General features: G+C 51.1%; 17 protein-coding genes and 1 pseudogene. 2 read left to right on the forward strand and 16 right to left on the reverse strand.

The window, feature by feature from the left end:
- Positions 1-238 precede the first annotated feature (238 nt).
- Together ACYQ01_RS11325 and ACYQ01_RS11330 are read left to right on the forward strand one after the other, a co-directional pair.
- Positions 239-1,324, forward strand: coding sequence for an HlyD family secretion protein (locus ACYQ01_RS11325; protein WP_459933980.1), 1,086 nt, complete (start codon positions 239-241; stop codon positions 1,322-1,324).
- The gene (locus tag ACYQ01_RS11330; protein ID WP_459933981.1) at positions 1,321-2,835 is read left to right on the forward strand and encodes a DHA2 family efflux MFS transporter permease subunit; all 1,515 of its coding nucleotides are present in this window, start codon (positions 1,321-1,323) and stop codon (positions 2,833-2,835) included. The genes ACYQ01_RS11325 and ACYQ01_RS11330 overlap by 4 nt, the downstream gene beginning before the upstream one ends.
- Positions 2,836-3,209: 374 nt before the next feature.
- Here ACYQ01_RS11330 and ACYQ01_RS11335 read toward each other — a convergent pair whose 3' ends face one another.
- The 16 genes and pseudogenes from ACYQ01_RS11335 to ACYQ01_RS11410 all read right to left on the reverse strand — a co-directional run bounded on the left by ACYQ01_RS11335 (position 3,210) and on the right by ACYQ01_RS11410 (position 17,754).
- The gene (locus tag ACYQ01_RS11335; RefSeq protein ID WP_459933982.1) at positions 3,210-3,779 is read right to left on the reverse strand and encodes a 4Fe-4S dicluster domain-containing protein; all 570 of its coding nucleotides are present in this window, start codon (positions 3,777-3,779) and stop codon (positions 3,210-3,212) included.
- Complete coding sequence (locus tag ACYQ01_RS11340; RefSeq protein WP_459933983.1) at positions 3,764-5,971, reverse strand: molybdopterin-containing oxidoreductase family protein; 2,208 nt, start codon at positions 5,969-5,971, stop codon at positions 3,764-3,766. Before ACYQ01_RS11340 ends, ACYQ01_RS11335 begins: the two co-directional genes overlap by 16 nt.
- A gap of 123 nt (positions 5,972-6,094) precedes the next feature.
- Positions 6,095-8,221, reverse strand: a complete 2,127-nt coding sequence (locus tag ACYQ01_RS11345) for a molybdopterin-containing oxidoreductase family protein (protein ID WP_459933984.1) — start codon at positions 8,219-8,221, stop codon at positions 6,095-6,097.
- A gap of 61 nt (positions 8,222-8,282) precedes the next feature.
- Positions 8,283-8,516, reverse strand: a pseudogene (locus ACYQ01_RS11350) (MarR family winged helix-turn-helix transcriptional regulator); the annotation flags it as partial.
- A gap of 333 nt (positions 8,517-8,849) precedes the next feature.
- Positions 8,850-9,854 (reverse strand): alpha-ketoacid dehydrogenase subunit beta, encoded by a 1,005-nt coding sequence (locus tag ACYQ01_RS11355; RefSeq protein ID WP_459933985.1) that lies wholly within the window; start codon positions 9,852-9,854, stop codon positions 8,850-8,852.
- 20 nt (positions 9,855-9,874) lie between these two features.
- The gene (locus tag ACYQ01_RS11360) at positions 9,875-10,837 is read right to left on the reverse strand and encodes a thiamine pyrophosphate-dependent dehydrogenase E1 component subunit alpha (protein ID WP_459933986.1); all 963 of its coding nucleotides are present in this window, start codon (positions 10,835-10,837) and stop codon (positions 9,875-9,877) included.
- Between the two features lie 104 nt (positions 10,838-10,941).
- A complete protein-coding gene (locus ACYQ01_RS11365; RefSeq protein WP_459933987.1) occupies positions 10,942-11,625 on the reverse strand; it encodes a CerR family C-terminal domain-containing protein in 684 nt (227 codons plus the stop codon).
- A 486-nt stretch (positions 11,626-12,111) separates the two neighbouring features.
- Positions 12,112-12,396 carry a hypothetical protein gene (locus ACYQ01_RS11370; RefSeq protein ID WP_459933988.1) on the reverse strand — a complete coding sequence of 95 codons (285 nt, stop codon included), beginning with the start codon at positions 12,394-12,396 and terminating at the stop codon, positions 12,112-12,114.
- A 52-nt stretch (positions 12,397-12,448) separates the two neighbouring features.
- Positions 12,449-13,600 (reverse strand): tyrosine-type recombinase/integrase, encoded by a 1,152-nt coding sequence (locus ACYQ01_RS11375; protein WP_459933989.1) that lies wholly within the window; start codon positions 13,598-13,600, stop codon positions 12,449-12,451.
- Positions 13,601-13,643: 43 nt separating this feature from the next.
- Positions 13,644-13,916 (reverse strand): hypothetical protein, encoded by a 273-nt coding sequence (locus ACYQ01_RS11380; protein ID WP_459933990.1) that lies wholly within the window; start codon positions 13,914-13,916, stop codon positions 13,644-13,646.
- Between the two features lie 46 nt (positions 13,917-13,962).
- Complete coding sequence (locus ACYQ01_RS11385; protein ID WP_459934848.1) at positions 13,963-14,520, reverse strand: tyrosine-type recombinase/integrase; 558 nt, start codon at positions 14,518-14,520, stop codon at positions 13,963-13,965.
- Positions 14,521-14,573: 53 nt separating this feature from the next.
- Positions 14,574-14,765 (reverse strand): hypothetical protein, encoded by a 192-nt coding sequence (locus ACYQ01_RS11390; protein WP_459933991.1) that lies wholly within the window; start codon positions 14,763-14,765, stop codon positions 14,574-14,576.
- On the reverse strand, positions 14,762-15,121 hold the full coding sequence (locus ACYQ01_RS11395; RefSeq protein WP_459933992.1) for a hypothetical protein: 360 nt from the start codon (positions 15,119-15,121) through the stop codon (positions 14,762-14,764). The genes ACYQ01_RS11390 and ACYQ01_RS11395 overlap by 4 nt, the downstream gene beginning before the upstream one ends.
- Before the next feature lie 889 nt (positions 15,122-16,010).
- On the reverse strand, positions 16,011-16,235 hold the full coding sequence (locus ACYQ01_RS11400; protein WP_459933993.1) for a hypothetical protein: 225 nt from the start codon (positions 16,233-16,235) through the stop codon (positions 16,011-16,013).
- Positions 16,236-16,334: 99 nt separating this feature from the next.
- Positions 16,335-16,586, reverse strand: a complete 252-nt coding sequence (locus tag ACYQ01_RS11405) for a hypothetical protein (RefSeq protein WP_459933994.1) — start codon at positions 16,584-16,586, stop codon at positions 16,335-16,337.
- Between the two features lie 103 nt (positions 16,587-16,689).
- The gene (locus ACYQ01_RS11410; RefSeq protein ID WP_459933995.1) at positions 16,690-17,754 is read right to left on the reverse strand and encodes a replication initiation protein; all 1,065 of its coding nucleotides are present in this window, start codon (positions 17,752-17,754) and stop codon (positions 16,690-16,692) included.
- Between the last annotated feature and the right edge of the window lie 146 nt (positions 17,755-17,900).

The following is a 17,900-nucleotide window of genomic DNA, read 5'->3' on the forward strand; positions in this document are numbered from 1 at the left end:
TGCTCCTTTACGCAGAAACACACAACATTTTATTATTTTACGCAACAATATTGGAAATTAAAGCGAATTCTTACCATAAAAACAATCAATTCTTTGCACCACTGCAACAATCTACAACATTCTATAATTACGAGGACTTTGTATGAGAACTAAAACCAAAGAAGACAAGCAGTCGCCAGAGCCCCCAGTTGGTAAGAAGCGAAAGCGATTGCTGGTCCAATTGGCTCTAGGAGTCTGTATGGCGGGTCTTCTCTGGTTGGGGTGGACAACCTTTTTCAGGGCGGACATTGTCTCGACGGACAATGCTTATACGGCCGTAGAGCTTTTTGAAATCACCCCCCTGATCGCTGGTCCAGTGAAGTCCGTCCCCATTATTGAAACACAATTTGTGCATGCGGGTGATGTGTTGGTGCGGCTTGATGACGCGGACATGCAAATTTCTTTAATGCAGACTGAAGCAGGATTGGCCGCAGCCAAACAAAGAGTCCGACAGTTGTTCGCCAACGATGAGACTCTAACGGGCAGGGTAAACGCCACGACCTCATCAGTAAAAAGTGCCCTTGCGGATCTTCAGCGCGCAAAGGCGGATTTGATGAAAGCCGAATTGGACGTGAACCGTCGTGAAAGACTCATCCAAGCAGGAGCTATTTCTACTGAGGAGCTTAACAACACTGAAACCATCAGACAAAAGGCTAGTGCTGCCGTTGCGCAGGCAACGGCTCAAATTGCTGCAGCCAAGGGGGTAAGTGCTGAATCCCTGGGAGCTCGCGCAGCCAATAAAACGTTAATTGAGGGCACGACGATTAACACGCACCCTGATATCCTCGCAGCTCAAGCCACTCTAGCCAAAGCCCGCTTGGACATCGAAAGAACTGTGATACGCTCGCCTGTCGCAGGCGTGGTATCAAAACGGGATGTCGAAGTAGGTCAATATGTTCAGCCAGGTATGCATCTGATGACAATCGTGCCAATTCAAAACGTGTATGTAGACGCAAATTTTAAGGAAACCCAACTTAATCGCGTCCGAGTCGGACAGAGCGCTTCGGTACATTCAGACCTCTATGGTCCCGAGGTCTTATACACAGGCCGGGTTGTCGGTTTTTCGGGGGGAAGCGGCTCAGCGTTTGCCGCCATCCCTGCTCAAGAGGCTACGGGAAACTGGATCAAAGTGGTTCAACGCTTGCCTGTCAGAATCCAACTTGATCCAGCGCAACTGGAACGACATCCGCTACGAGTAGGGATGTCAATGCATGTCACCGTAGATTTGTCTTCACAACCAAAGCCAATTGCCGATGCAGCCCCTCCAATAGGTAGTGCTCAATGAGCGTTGAAAAACAGCCTCCACTGTCCGGGTTGAAGCTTGCCCTCGGTGCCCTTTTTCTCTCCATGGCCAACTTCGTAGTGGTGTTGGATACAACAATCACCAATGTCTCTATACCAACTATTGCCGGAAACATGGGAGTTTCCACAAGTGAAGGGACGTTGGTCATCACCTTCTATGCTGTCGCTGAAGCCATAATGATCCCCCTCACAGGTTGGCTTATGCTGCGATTTGGCCAAGTTCGCGTTTTCTTGACCTCACTATTGCTATTCACTTTCTTCTCAATATGTTGCGGCCTATCAACGTCTCTAAACATGTTAATTATTTTCAGAATATTACAAGGCATAGCGGGCGGACCGCTCATCCCGCTTTCTATTGTTCTATTGATTTCTATATTTCCAAGGGAAAAATCGTCTGCAGCCGTTGCCATATGGGGCATGACTACCGTGGTGGCCCCCATAATAGGTCCTATACTCGGGGGCTGGATTTGTGACTCATTGGAATGGCCCATTATATTTTATATTAACATCATTTTTGGAACTCCTATTGCTTTTGTCGTATGGTGGTTGTTACACAAGAGGGAAACAGCACCGCGCGAAGCAAAAATCGATGCAGTTGGCGTAACCCTTCTCACGATATTCGTTACAGCGTTCCAATTTATGTTAGACAAAGGCCGTGAACTCGACTGGTTTGAATCGAACTTCATTATATATTGCTTTTTAATATCTTTAATTTCATTAATTTTTTTAATTGTTTGGGAGGCAACAGATGAGAACCCGGCAATCGATCTGTCGGTGTTCATGTCACGCAATTGGCTACTTTCAACCGTTACGCTTTGCCTGATGTTCGGATTATACTTTGGAAACGTCATCCTCACCCCTCTTTGGCTGCAACAACAGATGGGGTACACAGCGCTATGGGCCGGCTTGGCTACCGCACCTATGGGATTGCTTGCGGTTGCCTCCTCCCCGTTAATTGGCCGTCTGCTCCCTCGGATGGATCCAAGACTCATTGTCACCTATGGCCTAGGTGTGCTGGCCATCTCTTTCTTTATGCGTGCACAATTTACCACTCAGGTTGATTTCAAATCCATAGCCTTGCCTATGCTCATAGTGGGCGCAGGCACGCCCGCCTGCCTCATAACCCTAACCTCCCTCGGAGTGTCTGATCTGCCTCCTGAAAAAATAGCCAACGGCACCAGTCTCCAAAATTTTCTACGCGTCATGTCGATGGCCGTTGGGAGCTCACTATGCCAAACGTACTGGGAGAACTCCGCCAAGATAAACCATGAGGAATTGGTCGGGATTGCTCATACAAATTTCATTAGTGCCCCCGCAGGGGTACCAAAGGATGCTGTATTATCTCTTTTCTCACAGTTGCTCTCCAGGCAGGCGGTCATGCTCGCCACCAATAGATTTTACGCATACGCTGCAATTCTCATGCTCGTTTTTGCTATCGTTATTTGGTTTGTAAAACCGCCCCGTGGCTCTCTGCAGGCAGACTCAAGTCATTAATCATACACGGTGAACAAATTTCCCCGGTTCACCGGCAGGTTCACCGCAAAAGGAAAAGCTCGGCAATCTTGAATGGTAACATGACAGATTCGTTTGAAAATGTTTTTTGAGCGGGTATGATGATGGACTAGTCACAAAAATCTCCTCCTGAAAGGCATACACCATTCCCGTCATCAGTCGTCACAAGCACGACACCGCCAAGCCTTGGAATAAAGCAAAGCCTGGGAAGTCGTACAAGGAGTTTGAGGAGACGTTTATTACTGGGAACACTTAATATTTAGCAGTTTACAAGCGATGACCGGACAAAGATCCTGACCTGGCATCACTTCCGCACGGCATGGTGCTAGATATTTCATGCCCTGAGTGAGTAATATTTATTGTTTTGCCAGACACAAGGGGTTATGTGTTTCAGTTGCTACGCTAGCCTTTCCTATGGTATAGTTAGTTTTTGATTCATACATTTTTTTGGCATCTTGTGTAACTTCTTTCAAAGACAAAGCGTTTCCTGGACATGTCGCTACACAAGGGGGGACACCGTTGGGCGAAGGATTACTGAAGCACATATCGCATTTTTCCATAAGGTTATCCCACCCGAACTGAGGAACACCAAAAGGACATGCTTTAGCGCACGCCTTACATCCTATGCAAAGACTGGCGTCGACAAGAACCAGTCCATCCGAGATCCTTTTTAAGATGGCTTTTTCCGGACAGATTTTCAAACAGGCCGGATCAACGCAATGCAGACAGGCCAGGGAAAGGCTCGAACTTCTGATTTCCGGATACCTGCCCTCCCAAAGACTGAAAACACGACGATAATTCACACCAAAGGGTAAATTTCGCCATGTCTTGCACGCCGTTTCGCAACCATGGCATTGAATACAGCTATCAGGATCGAAGCTGATCAAATACTCTTTCCCGTAAGCATTCATCACGGCTTCTCGCATCGCTCCACCTCAACCAAGGTTTGGCTGGTCATCGCTGTTATCAAAGGATCATAGGCAGTATTTGGATCGACACTGTACAGCACATTCACATTTGCGCCGCCATCAGCCAAAGGATAGTCCTCCATGCCCAATTCGCGGCAGCCTTGCCACCAACCGTGAAGCAACATCACTGTATCGGGACGAATACCAGGGTAAATTTCAGCTCTGGCCCGAATCCATCCATGAGGCGATGTCACCTTTACCCAATCTCCATTTTTTATATTTCTGGCATTTGCAGCATCACAATGAATATGCAACAACGGATCTGGTTGTATCTCCCGAAGCAACGGGACATTCCTGAGCCATGATGCATTATAATTTTTTGATGTGTGATAATCAGAAAGCAACAGCGGATATGACCCAGTCAATTCAGGTGTGGCGGAAAGACTTTCTGGCGGCTCTCTCCATATAGGCATGGGGGCGTATCCAGCCTCTTGAAATAGTGTATTGTATAAAGCAACTTTCCCCTGTGGCAAAAACGGTCCTTTATCCAAGCGAAAACTCGGGCGTTGAAAGACTCTCTCGTATTTTTCATATTCTGGTGCAGCAAGAGGGAATCGCAGCCCAGTCGGGTTCTGGCGAAGCGTTTCCATGGCTAGCCCCATCGGCTTCAATTGATCGTCCATGCAACGAACAATGTCACCACGCCAGAAATCCTCGCCATACCCCATAGCCACGCCCAGATCCAAAAAGAACTCAATAATGGACTTCTGCCCCCCTACAGAAGGGATTACCCGGTTTGTGGCCATCAACCAACCCGGGGTCAACTGAAAAGGATGATCGGTCTCATAGCTTGTGGCCACAGGCATGACGATGTCCGCCCAAGGCGTTTCAGCCGTGCGGGCAACATCCACAACGACAAAGAAATCCACTTTTTCTAATGCGGCCAGCACGGTTTTAGTACCACGGGTGCTCGGGAGAGGCTGAGTCCCGGGAGCGATGATACTCCGGATGCGATAGGGCTTTCCAGTGAGGGCGCTCTCACATATGCGATAATAGGCTGAAGTCGCCCCTTCCATGAATGGCTGGAATGGCACGGGAAATTCCGGCCCAACCAGCTTGTTCAAGAGCTCTGGCGTATAGCGTTCGCGAAGGGTGATGTCTTTAGGACTTTTTTTGGGTGGCAATTTTAGCAGATTTGCACCCGGGCGGTCCAAATGCCCAGTAATGGCCATGAGCATAGCCACAGCACGAATAGCGTCGCATGCCGAAGGGGCATGCTCTAATCCATTTCCCGTGTCTATCAGCGCTCTTGGACAGGTGGCGTACTCACGAGCCACCATTTCGATCTGTGCAGCCTGTATTCCAGTGATGCTTTCTGCCCAGCACGGGGTATACTGCTTGATATGCTCTGAGAGCTCTTCAAAGCCGTAACACCATTTCTGAATAAAATCGTGATCAACAAGATCATCCTTGATCACTACATGTAACATGGATAACGCCAAAGCCGCATCCGTTCCCGGCCGGATCGGCAGCCAGACATCCGCCATGCCAGCATCAGGCTCCATGGACGGCTTGATGCTTACGATGCGTGCGCCCCGCTTCTTGGCGGCGATCAACTCCCGTGCGGCAGGTCCAACCGGCCCAGAATAAATCGGCTGACGCCCCCAGTATATTATATAGTCACTATTTTTGTAGTCAGAAGTCGGCCAATCGGCGACAGTGTGCATGAAAGAAAAGGCCCGTTGCAAGGCGCAGATGCCACTATGCCCGTAGTTCGGACTCCCATGCGCAACAAGGAAACGCTGAAGATACTCGTTGTAAGATCGCTTGGCCGGGGCCAATATCGCCAAAGACTCTGGTCCAAACCGCACTTTTTGTTGAAGCAGCTTTTCAGCAATGCACTCTATGGCAGTATTCCAAGAGATGACTTCGAATTTTCCTTCACCTTTATTACCGGTACGCCGCAACGGTGTGATGAGTCGATCAGGCGAGTGAACCCACTGCGGCGCGGCATGCGCCTTTGCACACAACGCTCCACGGTTATTAGGAGATTCATCCATCCCAGCCACTCGAACAAACCGGCCGTTTTTACTGAACGCATAAACACCGCAGCCGCCCCCGGGACCGCCGGGACCACACATGCCGCATACGGTGGGGGTGACTTCTTCTCCCCTGGCTCGAGCGATTTCAAGCGCTTGTTCAAACTTCATACAACGACCTCTGTTTCATTGCGTCCATACGGCGACAGCCACGCCCCCGGACGTCCTCCACCCGTGGCGAACGCATACTTTGCGTTTCGAAACCCGCCAAGGCTCACGGGAAGATGACGGTCACTATGACGCAACCTCCTCGATACGGCAAAGGGCGCATTTGAGCGGTTCTGCGCCGCAATCCGGATCGAAGTGCTCATGGCTAAACAGAAGGTTGGCGCAACTCTCCCGCCAGCCGTGTCCCGGCCCTGGGCGCTCCGGATACCACCAAGCATGGTCCGCATTGACCACGTCCGGCAACATACCGGTATCGGCTTTTGTAAAAAATGTTGCCTGACCGTGGGGCGTGACGACCCTGACGTGTGCGCCGTCGGCAAGGCCTAGCGCGGCGAGCGTATCTGGATGCACGGCCACGCGGGGCCGGGCTCGCAACTTTTTCAGGCTCTTGATCTGATGCCCTTCGGAATGAAAATAGGGCAACGTCTTGCATCCGGTCATGAGGATAAGCGGATAGGTCGCGGCCAGCTCCGGGGTGGAGACGGGCGAAAGCGGCGGCTCGACATACACGGGCAAGGGCGGCCGCCCGGCCTTGGCCATGATGGAGCTCACCAGCTCCACCCGCCCGCTGGGCGTGTGAAAACCCTCGGTTTCATACTTGCGGTAGCGCATGTCGCCAAGAACGATGCCTCTTTCAGCAAATTCCGGGAAAGACATGCCCGAGGGCTCAAGCAGCCAATTCAAGTAGGTCATCCAGTCAGACCAAGGAAACGCCTCTGACAGCCCCAGTCGATGGGCGAGATCGAGCAGCACAACCCTGTCGTCGCGAGTCTCGCCCATCTGCATAACTTTCCGCCGAGGCAGGACACACCATATTTTGTGGAAGTTGACGACATCATCCTGTTCCAGCCAATGCGCGGCAGGCAGAATGATGTCCGCCAACTCGGCGGCAGGCGTCATGAAGAAGTCCGAGACGATTGTGAACTCGATGTGATCGCGCAGGGCCTCCTCGATGATGTCCCCCCTGGTGGCGGTGAGCATGGGGTTGGCGCCGATAAGCCACACGACGCGCGGCCGATAGGGCGCTCCCGAGTGACAGGCATCCCAGAAGGTCGGTTGGTGGCAGCCCGGGGCGAACGGAAAGCGTCCGGCCCCGATCATACGCGCCTTCTGCTCCGGGCTGAGGAACTGCTCCCCCAGGACATCGTGGTTTTCAAGAGGCGATTTGCTGCGCAGTCCCTCGGGAGCGACCCAATGCACCATGCCGCCCGGTACGTCGAGATTGCCGGTTACGGCGAGGAGCAAAAGCACTGTCCGGCCCGTCTGAAAGGCGTTGACGCTCGTGTCGATGCCGTTGCCCCAGAGGATACAGGCGGGCTTTGACCGGGCCAAGGTCCTGGCCGCCTTCCGAATGGAATCAGCCGAAACGCGTGTGATGGGGGCGGCCCATTCCGGCGAAAAGGCGCGCACATGCGCGGCCAGTTCCTCGAAACCGACGCACCAATCCTTGACAAAGGCGGCGTCGTGCAGGTTTTCGCCAATGATCACATGCAGCATGGACAGGGCCAGGGCGCATTCCGAACCGGGACGCAGCTGTAGGTGGATCGTAGCCCTCGCGGCGCTTCCGGTGCGCCTGGGGTCGGCCACGATGACATGCTCCGCCCGATGCAAGGCGCGTTTGACCATCGCCCCGCACATGCCGTCGCTCGCACCGGTTTCCGGCGAGTTGCAGCCGAACAACATCATGCAGTGCGGCGAGACGCCGCCCCGGCCGTATACGTCGGCCACGGGCATCCAGCCCACGGTGATGGCTGAGGAAATCACGCGCGGCAAAAAGCAGTTGTGCCCGGGGCTAATGAAATTGGGCGAGCCGAAGGCGTGGGCGAAACGTCCGGTGAATTCCGTATAGGGTCTCCCCGTTCCCTGGCACAGGGCGACGTATTCCGGCCCCGATTCCCGGCGTACGGCCTCGAACTTTCGGGCGATGACCGCAAGCGCTTCCTCCCACGAAATCCGTTCGAAGCGCCCGCCGCCGCGCGGACCGACACGACGCAACGGCTGGAGAAGCCTGTCCGGGTGGGTGGCGATTTCGATGCCGGCAGCTCCTTTGGGGCAGATATACCCCTTGCTGGTCGGACTGTCGGGATCGCCCGTAATCTTCACGGGGCGGCCGTCGTCATCGAGGTGGACAAGGACCTGACAGACGCCGTGACAACCACGACAGGAGGTGCGGATGGGACGAGGAGCTTCCATGTTTCTATTCCTCGCTAGTTGCGTATGCAACTATTTTGCGCGTTTTTCCGTTCACAACGGGTTACTCCAGATTCGCGATAATTCGCATGAGTAGTGACTGACAGGCCAGGCGTTCCTCATCGCTTAGGCCGCATTCCGCGATTTCAAGGACACCCCGTGCGATGTCCGCACAACGATCAGCCACGGACTGCGCCTTTGGCGTCAACGTGACAAGTTTATTTCGGCCGTCGTCAGGGTTCTTCGTCCGGGCAACCCAGCCGCGTCTTTCAAGTCCGCCCACCAGACGGCTCACGCTGGATTTTTCAAGCTAAAGCTGCTCACCGAGCTGTTGCTGCGTTAAGGCGTCACCATTGAAAAGAACAAGGAGAGCTCCCCATTGCTCGGGCGTCATGTTGACGCCAGCTTCCTGAAACCGTTTACTCAGCAAATTGTTGCTTAACCTGTTGGCCAATGCGGTCAAGTGTCCAACCGACTTTTTTCGTTGGTAGATGGTTCCCATAAATATACTAAATGTTCAACTCAAAATCATATGAATCAATCTGGCTTTTCTGATGTGTTCAAGTTCAACACCCTCATTTTGAAGCCAACTGACTTTATGCATCTTGACTTGAACAGAGTTTGTTAAGGCTTAAATGATCTCTCGTATTGCGGATATCAACCTTGCCTCATTTGGAATGTAGAAGGCTTCCAGGGGCGGACTGGAGGGAACGGGAATATCCGGTCCCGTAACCCGCCTCAAGGGAGATTTCAGATCCGACAATGCTTCTTCCATAACGATTGCGGAGATCTCACCGGCGAACCCTCCTGTGCGTGTGGCTTCATGGAGCACCACGAGGCGGCCGGTCTTTCGTACCGAATTAAGGATGGTCTCTTTGTCGAGAGGAGTCAGGGTGCGCAAATCCACCACTTCGACCTCCACCCCTTCCTGCGAAAGCTGTGTCGCAACGTTCAAGGCCACACCAAGCATCTTGGACCATGTGACGACGGTGACATCTCTTCCCTGCCGTTTTACATCCGCTTTCCCGATGGGGATAAGATACTCTTCGTCGGGGACAGGTCCGGGCTGGAAGTAGAGCATCATATTTTCAATGAAAATGACGGGGTTCTCGTCTCGAATGGCTGATTTGAGGAGCCCCTTGGCGTCGGCCGGAGTCGAGGGCATCACAACTTTGAGTCCCGGACAGTGCGCTACCCAGGCTTCAAGATTGTGCGAGTGCTGACATCCAGCCCCAAAGCCCGCTCCACTTTTCATGCGCACGACAAGAGGAAAAGAGGTTTTCCCTCCGGAGAGATACCTCAGTTTAGCGGCATGATTTACGATCATGTCAGAGGCAAGGGTAAAGAAAGGGTTGTACATGATCTCGACCACCGGTCTCAACCCCACCGCCGCAGCGCCGACGGCGAGCCCAGCAATGGCCGCTTCTGAGACCGGAGTGTCTTTTATCCTGTCAGGGCCGAAATCCCTCAGTAAACCAAATGTGGGAAGCATTGGATTGTTCATTATCCCCACTCCGACGCCTTCGCCGGCAATGAATACGCTGGCGTCTCGGATCATTTCTTCTCTAAGGGCCTGATTCACTGCCTGTCCCATTCCTAATTGTTGCATGGCGTTATGATCCTCTCTGATGATCATGGGTTTTCGGAGATTCTCAACTAAGCGAAAACGTCTTCCAGGGCCTCTTCCGGGTCGGGATAGGGGCTCTCTTCAGCAAAGTGAACAGCATCTTCCACAATTTCTTCTATCTTTGCATTCATCGCTTGAAACTCTTCGATGCTGATCAGCCCCTCAGCGAGCACCACTTCGCGAAGCTTTGGGATGGGACATTTCCGCTTCCATTCAGCAATTTCGTCTTTGGGTTGATACAGCTGATTGTCGTTTTCTCCATGTCCACGGCAGCGGTATGTTTTGCATTCAATGAGAGTGGGGCCTCCCCCGGAAATGGCGAGTTCCCTTGCTTTGCAGGTAGCTTGATAGACTGCCACTACGTCATTGCCGTCGACGATCTCACCCGGCATGGCATAGGCCACAGCCCTTTCAGCCATATTTTCAACCCTGGTGTGCTCCTCATAGCGCTGGGCCGCCGCATAGAGGTTATTCTCGCAGACAAATATGACCGGAAGCCTCCAGAGACTTGCCAGGTTCAAAGCCTCATGGAATGAGCCTTCATCGGCGGCTCCGTCTCCAAAAAGGCAGACTGTCACGCTATCTTCCTTCCTGTACTGCTGGGCGAAGGCCACTCCAACGGCAATGGGAAGCCCTCCACCCACCACGGTTGTAGTGCAGGGAGCGTTGACCTCAGGCACGGCAAGGTGCAACGTGCCGCTCTTTCCCTTGTTGCAGCCGGTGCGCTTTCCGTAAATCTCCGCCATGAGAGCTCTTGGATCGGCTCCCTTGGCAAGGAGATGATTATGGCTCCTGTGGTTGGAGATAATGACATCTTGATGAGAAAGGGCTGCGCAGACGCCTGAGCCCACAGCCTCTTGTCCCGTACATAGAATCATCATCCCCGGGATTCTACCCTGTGTTTTACAAATCTCCGCCAGCTTCTCTTCGAATCGTCGGGAGAGGAGCATGGACCGAAGCATCTCAACTTTCTTCTCTTTTGACACCTGCATATGTTCTCCTGTCGCTAGAGTTTAAGAATCAGACGTTTCAGTAAGAGTACGCTCACAACTGCGAGTCCTGTAGATCGCAAATTATATATCTTGATGGACTCCCTTCAACGTTGTCCTTCATCCCCAGAAAAATCCTCCCGGGCGGCCCTAATGCCCGCCAGCGAGAACCGCGTGATGTGGCCTGCGATACGGTCAATATCGGCTGGATTAAAGCTCTTCGGATGCAAGGCCCCAATGACCCGTCTCCCAGTGAAATAATGACAACACTGTCCCACGACACTCATGGCGCAGAGGAATATCTCGTTGCTTGCTTCCGCATCTGACGGATTATCCTCATCGAACAATTCACTTAAAATGCGCACAAGGTGTCTGTAGAGAGGGCGTACAGAGCTTTCCATCACCTGATCCATCGCCCCACTAGGGTCAGAAATCTCCGACATCTCCTGAAGTATGAGCTTCATGTGCCAGGCGGGCACGCCTTTATCCGAAAGACGCAGAAGAAAAGCATGTATGAACGCTCGAAGTCTCTCCGCAGGTGTCGATCCATCCCGTAGGCCAAGCTCTGGAGGATACTTTTTTATGGCGGCCTGATGCGAGTGTTCGAGCACCGCCGCATAGAGACCTTGCTTATCCCGAAAATGGTAATTCATAGCACCCAGAGGAATCACTGCTCGGCGGCTGATCTCCCGAACCGTTGCCGCTCGAAAGCCGCGCTCAGCAAATACTTCTCCAGCCGCCTCGATCAACTTGGACTTGGTGTCATCGCTCTTCTTCAGCTCGTCTTCCATCACAGCCTTCCGGTGTAGGACAAATGTATTGAACATTTGTTTTGAACATTTGTTCAACTTCGTCAACATGTATTTCCACCTTGCTCGACGGCAAGCGCCAATGAACCGGGCAGAGAATCCCAGGCCCCCACGAACCCCTTGATTTTAAGCAGGTTAAGTTTTGTAGGGATGCTACGTGATCAGGCAAAATAATAAGGGGGGGCACCTCGCCGCCACATCACCCCCGCGTCTGTTGATTGAAGGTGGGGGGGATTGACCTCGACGATCAGTAACCCTCTGAAAGGATAGCGCAAAGTTGGGCTCAAAACGCGGCTTCTCGACCATTTAACCAACAGCTTGAAATTATTTGAAATAGAATTTCAGGTTAATCTGAGCAAGAGCCTGCGCAAGCGATTTCAAACACATCCTGGGACTTCCTCCCCCCCCTCTTCAGTAAAAACGGGAACCAGACCGCACCACCGGCCTGGTCCCCCAAATCCGTCTCTACTATTCCAACTTGCGTTTCTTGTCAGCTTCCTCCAACAATTCATCCAGCACACATGTTTCGTTCTTCTTTCTTTTCATCCTGTTTCCATGTTCAGACGCAAACGCTTCAATGTTGTCAACGAACAGATCTTCAGGACAGTCTGATTTCTTTTTGTAATCATCAACGCATTCCTTGCACACGTGTTTTCCTTCTTCAGAGTAAATTGCCTTTCCATCATACAAGTCATCATCTAGAAACAACGAATTGCAAATATCACAACGAAAGCTTCTATTTTGTTGATACATGATCATCATCCTCAAATGGTAAGGGGCGGTGTTACCCGCCCCTGTTATAGGTTCACACAGCCACCAAACTCGGCAGCTTGCTCACGGCCCGTTCCTTCTCGCCTTCGAGGTAGTGGTAGTAGACGTCAGCCGTCATCTTCACGGTCGAGTGTCCCATCAGCTTCGACACCGCCGCCAGGTCAGCACCATTACTGAGCATGGTCGTCGCGAAGAGATGTCTGAGGTCATACATACGCACCGGCACCTTGATGCCGGCCAGATCACAGGCGGTATTGAAACTCTTCCGAATCGAGGTCACCGGCTTGCCTCGGTACTCGATCAGGTAGGAAGACTGGCTCTGCGTTTTCATCTCCCGCAACCGATCCAGGAAGGCGGCCGTCACCGGAACCGTCCGAAACGTCTTCGTCTTGGTCGCATAGATTCGGACCACGCTCTTCGTGAAGTCCACGTGATCCCAACGAAGCGACAGGAGCTCCGACCTGCCCGGCCTGGTCCCCAGGTTGAAACAGACCTCCATGGCCCAGCGCACATGGGGTTCGGCTGCCTCCATGATCCGCTTCACATCCGTGATGCCGATCCTGACGTCTCTGGGCTGCTCCCTGGCCTTCTTGCGCCCCTTCATGGGGTTCACCGTGGTCAGGCCCATCTCCACTCCGAAGTTGAAGATGGCGTCCACATAATCGCAGTAACGGTTCACAGTACTCTGCGAACGTGGCCGTCCAGTCTGATCGCTGACCCCTTGTATGGACCGGATGAAGGGAACCATGTCGTCCAGGTAGGTCATGCTTTCGACCGGAGTGTTCTTGCCAAGCAACAGGAAGAACACATTCTTCAACAATGTAGCTAGGGTGAAAATGTGCTTCTCAGTTCGTCCTGATACACGCAAATGGTCCAGATACATCTTGGACAGACGGCCAAATGAAATCCCGCCTCGCTTGTCCTTCACTGGAACCTGTGCAGGCTCCGGCTCTTCATCAGGAGGCGATTCGTCTTCTTCGGTAGCACTGACCTCTGACGAAACTTCCAGAGTTGCCTGGCTTTGTGCAGAGTCATTGACTTCACCAGCAGGGACAGGCTTCATCATCCGGTCAAATGCTTCCGCCTTGACCTTGGCCTCGTCACCGCGACCGAAGCTCTTGTCCCGGCGCTTTCCGTTCTCGTTGTAATACACCATCCACCGCCCATCGCGTTGATAGACGCCCATTGGAACCTCCCATGGTTAATTGTTTGGAATATTGAAACGTAGTCTACTGGAGATTATCGGAAGGAGTATCAACGTTGGTGTTCAGTTCGACGTTCACAGAGAACTTGTCACCATTGAGAAACGTCTCCATGAACTTTCCCAGAGACTCCGGGTCAAACATGTTCTCGCCGGACTGTTTCAAGTGTGAGAAGAAACCGAGTTTGTCCATCTCAATCATGAGATGCACCAGTTGCTTGACTTCTATGGAGACATGAACTCCATCCCCAACATTACAGAAAGGCGACCGCATTTTGCTTCTTTTACTCTTTGTGTTCACCACACGCTCCTGATCGAACAAAAGGGGCTTCCGCCCCTGTTACAGGTTATACCGAGTTGAGCAGGATTTCCTCGACTTCCTCGGCCTGCACACCGAGGTAACGTCTGGTCACTCCAGGACTACTGTGATTGAGCCGCTTGGCGATCAACTCCCAACTCACGCCATATTGCTTGCGTTGGAAATAACACCATGTCTTGCGCAACGAATGCGCTCCATAGTTGCCCTTGACGTTGATCTCGGCGGCCCACCTTTTTACCATCATGGTCACCGCATAGGTGGTGAGCGGATAGTTCTTGCCCTTGCGAGACTTGAACAGGTAATGTTCCTCCTTCGGCTTTGCGGTGGACAAATAGATGTCCAGCGCGGCCTTGATTTCAGAGTTCATCATCAGGACGTTTTCCTTTCCCGTCTTCTTCTCAATGATCGGAATCCGATCACCGACTCTGACAGAGGCAACGTCCCTGACCTTCAAGGCCAGGATGTCCTGCACCCTGAGTCCAGTGTTTATGCCCATGATGAACAGCAATCGGTCACGCGGACGATCCGCAAGAACCTTCTTGATGGCCTTCACGTGCTTCATCTCGATGAAAGGTCCGACCTTCATCGCAACACCTCCGGAATCCGGCTTTTGCTCCAAAACACCTTGGAATCGTTCATTCAAAACAGGCCTCGACGTCGGGATTTCCATGAAAACATGGTTATCCCATTGAACTTCTTTGCCTTTTTTAAAAATCCCAATGTACGATCTTGGGCAATACCGTACTTTCCTTCTTGACTCGCTTTGCGCATGATCTGAAACGAAAAAGCCATTCCTTGATCAGGATTGGCTTTTCCGGCATTGGCCTTCACACCTTCGTCAAGATGAGCCTGTCATCTTCGAAGGCGACGGAGAATTCGTCTCCGGGCAGCACTTCCATGTGCTCCGGGAGCAAATTTTCCATGTTCAGCACCAGCTGTCCCTTGGAGTTCACTCGCGGACGGGATGTGGACTTCGTATACAGTCCTTCCACGTCATGGTAGATCTTCTCCTCGCTGCACAACCGCAGAATGTACTGCTTGAGCACCTGCTTATGCTTGATGTTCATGCGTTCCATGATCTGATTGGCGTTCAGCTTCTCGTTGATGAGTTGCTTGAGCACCGTTGGGTTGTACTTCGATTCGAACCGCTTGGGAGCTTCACCGTCTGAGGTTTGCTTCTTAGCCATGCCATTTCTCCTCGTTTTGAAAAGATTATGGTGGTGTATATCTGTATTTTTCTGCCACATAGTGACATACGCTGTGCTCAACCACGTGATTTGGCTGTTATGTGGCGTTGTTCAGCACGCATTCTGTGGCGAAGAAGCAACGAAAAACGTTCTTTGGGACAAAAAGGCCCCTTCCTGGATGTTTGAGCAGTTTCAGGACCAGACCCTTGGCCCAAGGGGAGAACTTGCAGGAGAATTGAAATATGGGGCAGGGATTTGGGGCTGAACCGGAGACGGAGGAGCAGTTGACGACGACAGGGAGGAATTGGAACCAGGCGTTCGCAGAATGCTCAAAACCGCATAAATATGCGCAAAAATCGCGTGAAAATGCGCAATTTTCAGCTATTTTTCATGATTTATCATGAATATCTGCAAAAAAACAGGACTTTACCATGTAAAACATCCTGTTTCGCAATGTGAATCGACAAATCGAGACTGCTGAACCCCGCACCGGCAAGAATGCGGAGTCGGACAGCCGACGGTAGAGAGGATCGTCACCGACCCAAGCCCCGTATCACCACCGGACATGCGGTTTTCCCGCATCCGGCGATACCGGGAACGTGTGTTTGTGTTGTTCTGGCGGACAGAGAGTCCGCAAGAGAGATGTATATTGAATGGATTGAAGGCCAAGTCCCCCTGTAATAACAGAAATGACTTGTCTTCCTTGCCGATTGGAAAGAATGTTCCCGGTGCTTCCCTTATGGAAACGCAGCCGCCTGATGGAGTCTGGAGTCCTCACGCTCTTGAGCGAACTCCCATCAGGTTTCCCTTGGTTCGAAAACCGATCCGTTCAGTGACGTCCAGCGCCTAATCGCATACGACGACTTCACAATTGAGAGGATTTGCATCTTCAAGCTTCAGAGGGCCATGCTCCTCGCTCAATCGTCGCGCCACCACGGCTTGATTCCATCACCATGGAAATACTGGCCGCCTCCTCGGACTCAACCACTTCACCATGCGGATCACTCCTACCCGGCTGGTTCTTCTCAAGCATGTTCATTCGATGAGGGCGATGAACATGGTTTTCCTTGAGAAGATTGAATTTTTTGTCCTTGTCACCAAAATACAGCGACACTCGCACACCAGCGAGACTTGGATCGGTTGACGTTCAAGGCGCCCATGACCTGAATCGTCGATTCTTTAGCATTGCTAACAGTATGGATTAATATCTCTATCAATCACCTTGAAAATGCGATTGTTCATGCAGTAACCATGGTTCAGACAGGATGTTCCATTTTTCCATAGATATCTCATTGACACCAACTGTTCGAATTCCATAAAATACTTTCAGATAAACGTGCAAAGAGCTCATGTGGACTGCTTGTGCAATCCTTTGGATGCGTTGCATGTGTTCAGGAGATGAACGTTCATCCCTGGCGGGGGCTTGTGTCTCCAGTTTTTCCAGTTTCAATTTTTCTCGATTCATCTGTCTCGTTCTGGACACCACCCCACCCCCCCCAAAAAAGGTAGTTAGCTATATTAAGGTTACTTGGCATTGGAAATCAATGTAATAAAGTAATATTATATAGTTATTGAGTTTGTATACTTTTATGTTTAAAATGTTTAATTGTCTCTTTGTAATTGTTTAATGTCTTGAGACTGAGTTGAGTCATTTCAGAGATGTTTTTACGTGTTACCTTTTGATTGTTTCTAACAAGTTCTTCACATGCACTGTGGATTTTAGATTCAGTATTTCTTCTACGTTTTTCATTAGCATATCTTGCACCCATCGATTTACGATTATGAATTTCAAATTTCAATTCTTCTTCAGACAAGGTGCTTTTGTCCAGTGCTTCAAAACCGAGAGCTCCAATATCCCAGGTGAATCGCTTCATCCATCTATCTTTACGACGCATCCAGACCCATCTGGAGACAGCCTTCGCGACAGCATGCGCTTCTTTCTCCATAAGAGGATGATCTTTCTCAATCTGACTGAGCTTCAACCAGTTTTCCAGAGCATTGGAGGCAACGGCCTCGTGAAACGAGTTATATTCATCAAATTGATGAACATATTCATATGCATATGCTCTCGTGGAATTGAACAGGGTGACCTCTCTGCTGTCGCTGTCTTCGAAGGAAGTCTGATACCGTTTTCTTGTTGGAAAGACGGCGAATTCGGCAAGATACTCAAGGGCATACCTCTTGTCAGCCCAGTGAACTTTCCACTTGCTCGAAACTTCGCCGTTTTCCGTTTTTATAGTATTCTGTTCAAGATTCCTATAGAATGGATTGTTCATGGATGTTCCAGAATAAGACAGGTCACCTTCCATCGCCAGGGTCAATCCCAATTTCACATCCTTGAAGTACAAATATGGTTTGAAATTGATGTGTTGCGAACCCCAGTACCTGGGAATCGTCACGGGATGCTCCAGTTCGTAGAAGAATTTCGAATGATTCGATGTTGGAGTAATAATTGTTATGGTCGGTTCAGGGAATCCTTCATCCATCCACAGACTTGCTGATCCTTCCCAGTCGAGGTCAATCCCAAGATACTGAAATCTCTGTTTCGGCATGTGGATGAACTGCGCATTCGCAAGAACTTCGGAGTTGACATCACCCCACTGGTAGTTTTCATGTCCACGGGTTGAGTACATTACTTTGTTTCCAAGATACTCTATAAATCGTCGTTTTGCATTCCTTGAATCCACACAGTCACCTCACTCACTTTTGTTCGATGTTCCGTTCCAAGTTGTTCACCAACAAGATTGTGGCTCTATTTTCTTCATATATCTATTTTCAA

The sequence above is a fragment of the Fundidesulfovibrio butyratiphilus genome, assembly GCF_054657235.1.

Excerpts from the sequence above, each read along its gene's own strand:
- ACYQ01_RS11355 (WP_459933985.1), bottom strand. The coding sequence starts at position 9,854 with ATGATCATCAGAGAGGATCATAACGCCATGCAACAATTAGGAATGGGA.
- ACYQ01_RS11365 (WP_459933987.1), bottom strand. The coding sequence starts at position 11,625 with ATGGAAGACGAGCTGAAGAAGAGCGATGACACCAAGTCCAAGTTGATC.
- ACYQ01_RS11345 (WP_459933984.1), bottom strand. The coding sequence starts at position 8,221 with ATGGAAGCTCCTCGTCCCATCCGCACCTCCTGTCGTGGTTGTCACGGC.
- ACYQ01_RS11375 (WP_459933989.1), bottom strand. The coding sequence starts at position 13,600 with ATGGGCGTCTATCAACGCGATGGGCGGTGGATGGTGTATTACAACGAG.
- ACYQ01_RS11405 (WP_459933994.1), bottom strand. The coding sequence starts at position 16,586 with ATGAATCGAGAAAAATTGAAACTGGAAAAACTGGAGACACAAGCCCCC.
- ACYQ01_RS11335 (WP_459933982.1), bottom strand. The coding sequence starts at position 3,779 with ATGCGAGAAGCCGTGATGAATGCTTACGGGAAAGAGTATTTGATCAGC.
- ACYQ01_RS11395 (WP_459933992.1), bottom strand. The coding sequence starts at position 15,121 with ATGGCTAAGAAGCAAACCTCAGACGGTGAAGCTCCCAAGCGGTTCGAA.
- ACYQ01_RS11325 (WP_459933980.1), top strand. The coding sequence starts at position 239 with ATGGCGGGTCTTCTCTGGTTGGGGTGGACAACCTTTTTCAGGGCGGAC.
- ACYQ01_RS11330 (WP_459933981.1), top strand. The coding sequence starts at position 1,321 with ATGAGCGTTGAAAAACAGCCTCCACTGTCCGGGTTGAAGCTTGCCCTC.
- ACYQ01_RS11385 (WP_459934848.1), bottom strand. The coding sequence starts at position 14,520 with ATGAAGGTCGGACCTTTCATCGAGATGAAGCACGTGAAGGCCATCAAG.
- ACYQ01_RS11410 (WP_459933995.1), bottom strand. The coding sequence starts at position 17,754 with ATGTACTCAACCCGTGGACATGAAAACTACCAGTGGGGTGATGTCAAC.
- ACYQ01_RS11340 (WP_459933983.1), bottom strand. The coding sequence starts at position 5,971 with ATGAAGTTTGAACAAGCGCTTGAAATCGCTCGAGCCAGGGGAGAAGAA.
- ACYQ01_RS11360 (WP_459933986.1), bottom strand. The coding sequence starts at position 10,837 with ATGCAGGTGTCAAAAGAGAAGAAAGTTGAGATGCTTCGGTCCATGCTC.
- ACYQ01_RS11370 (WP_459933988.1), bottom strand. The coding sequence starts at position 12,396 with ATGTATCAACAAAATAGAAGCTTTCGTTGTGATATTTGCAATTCGTTG.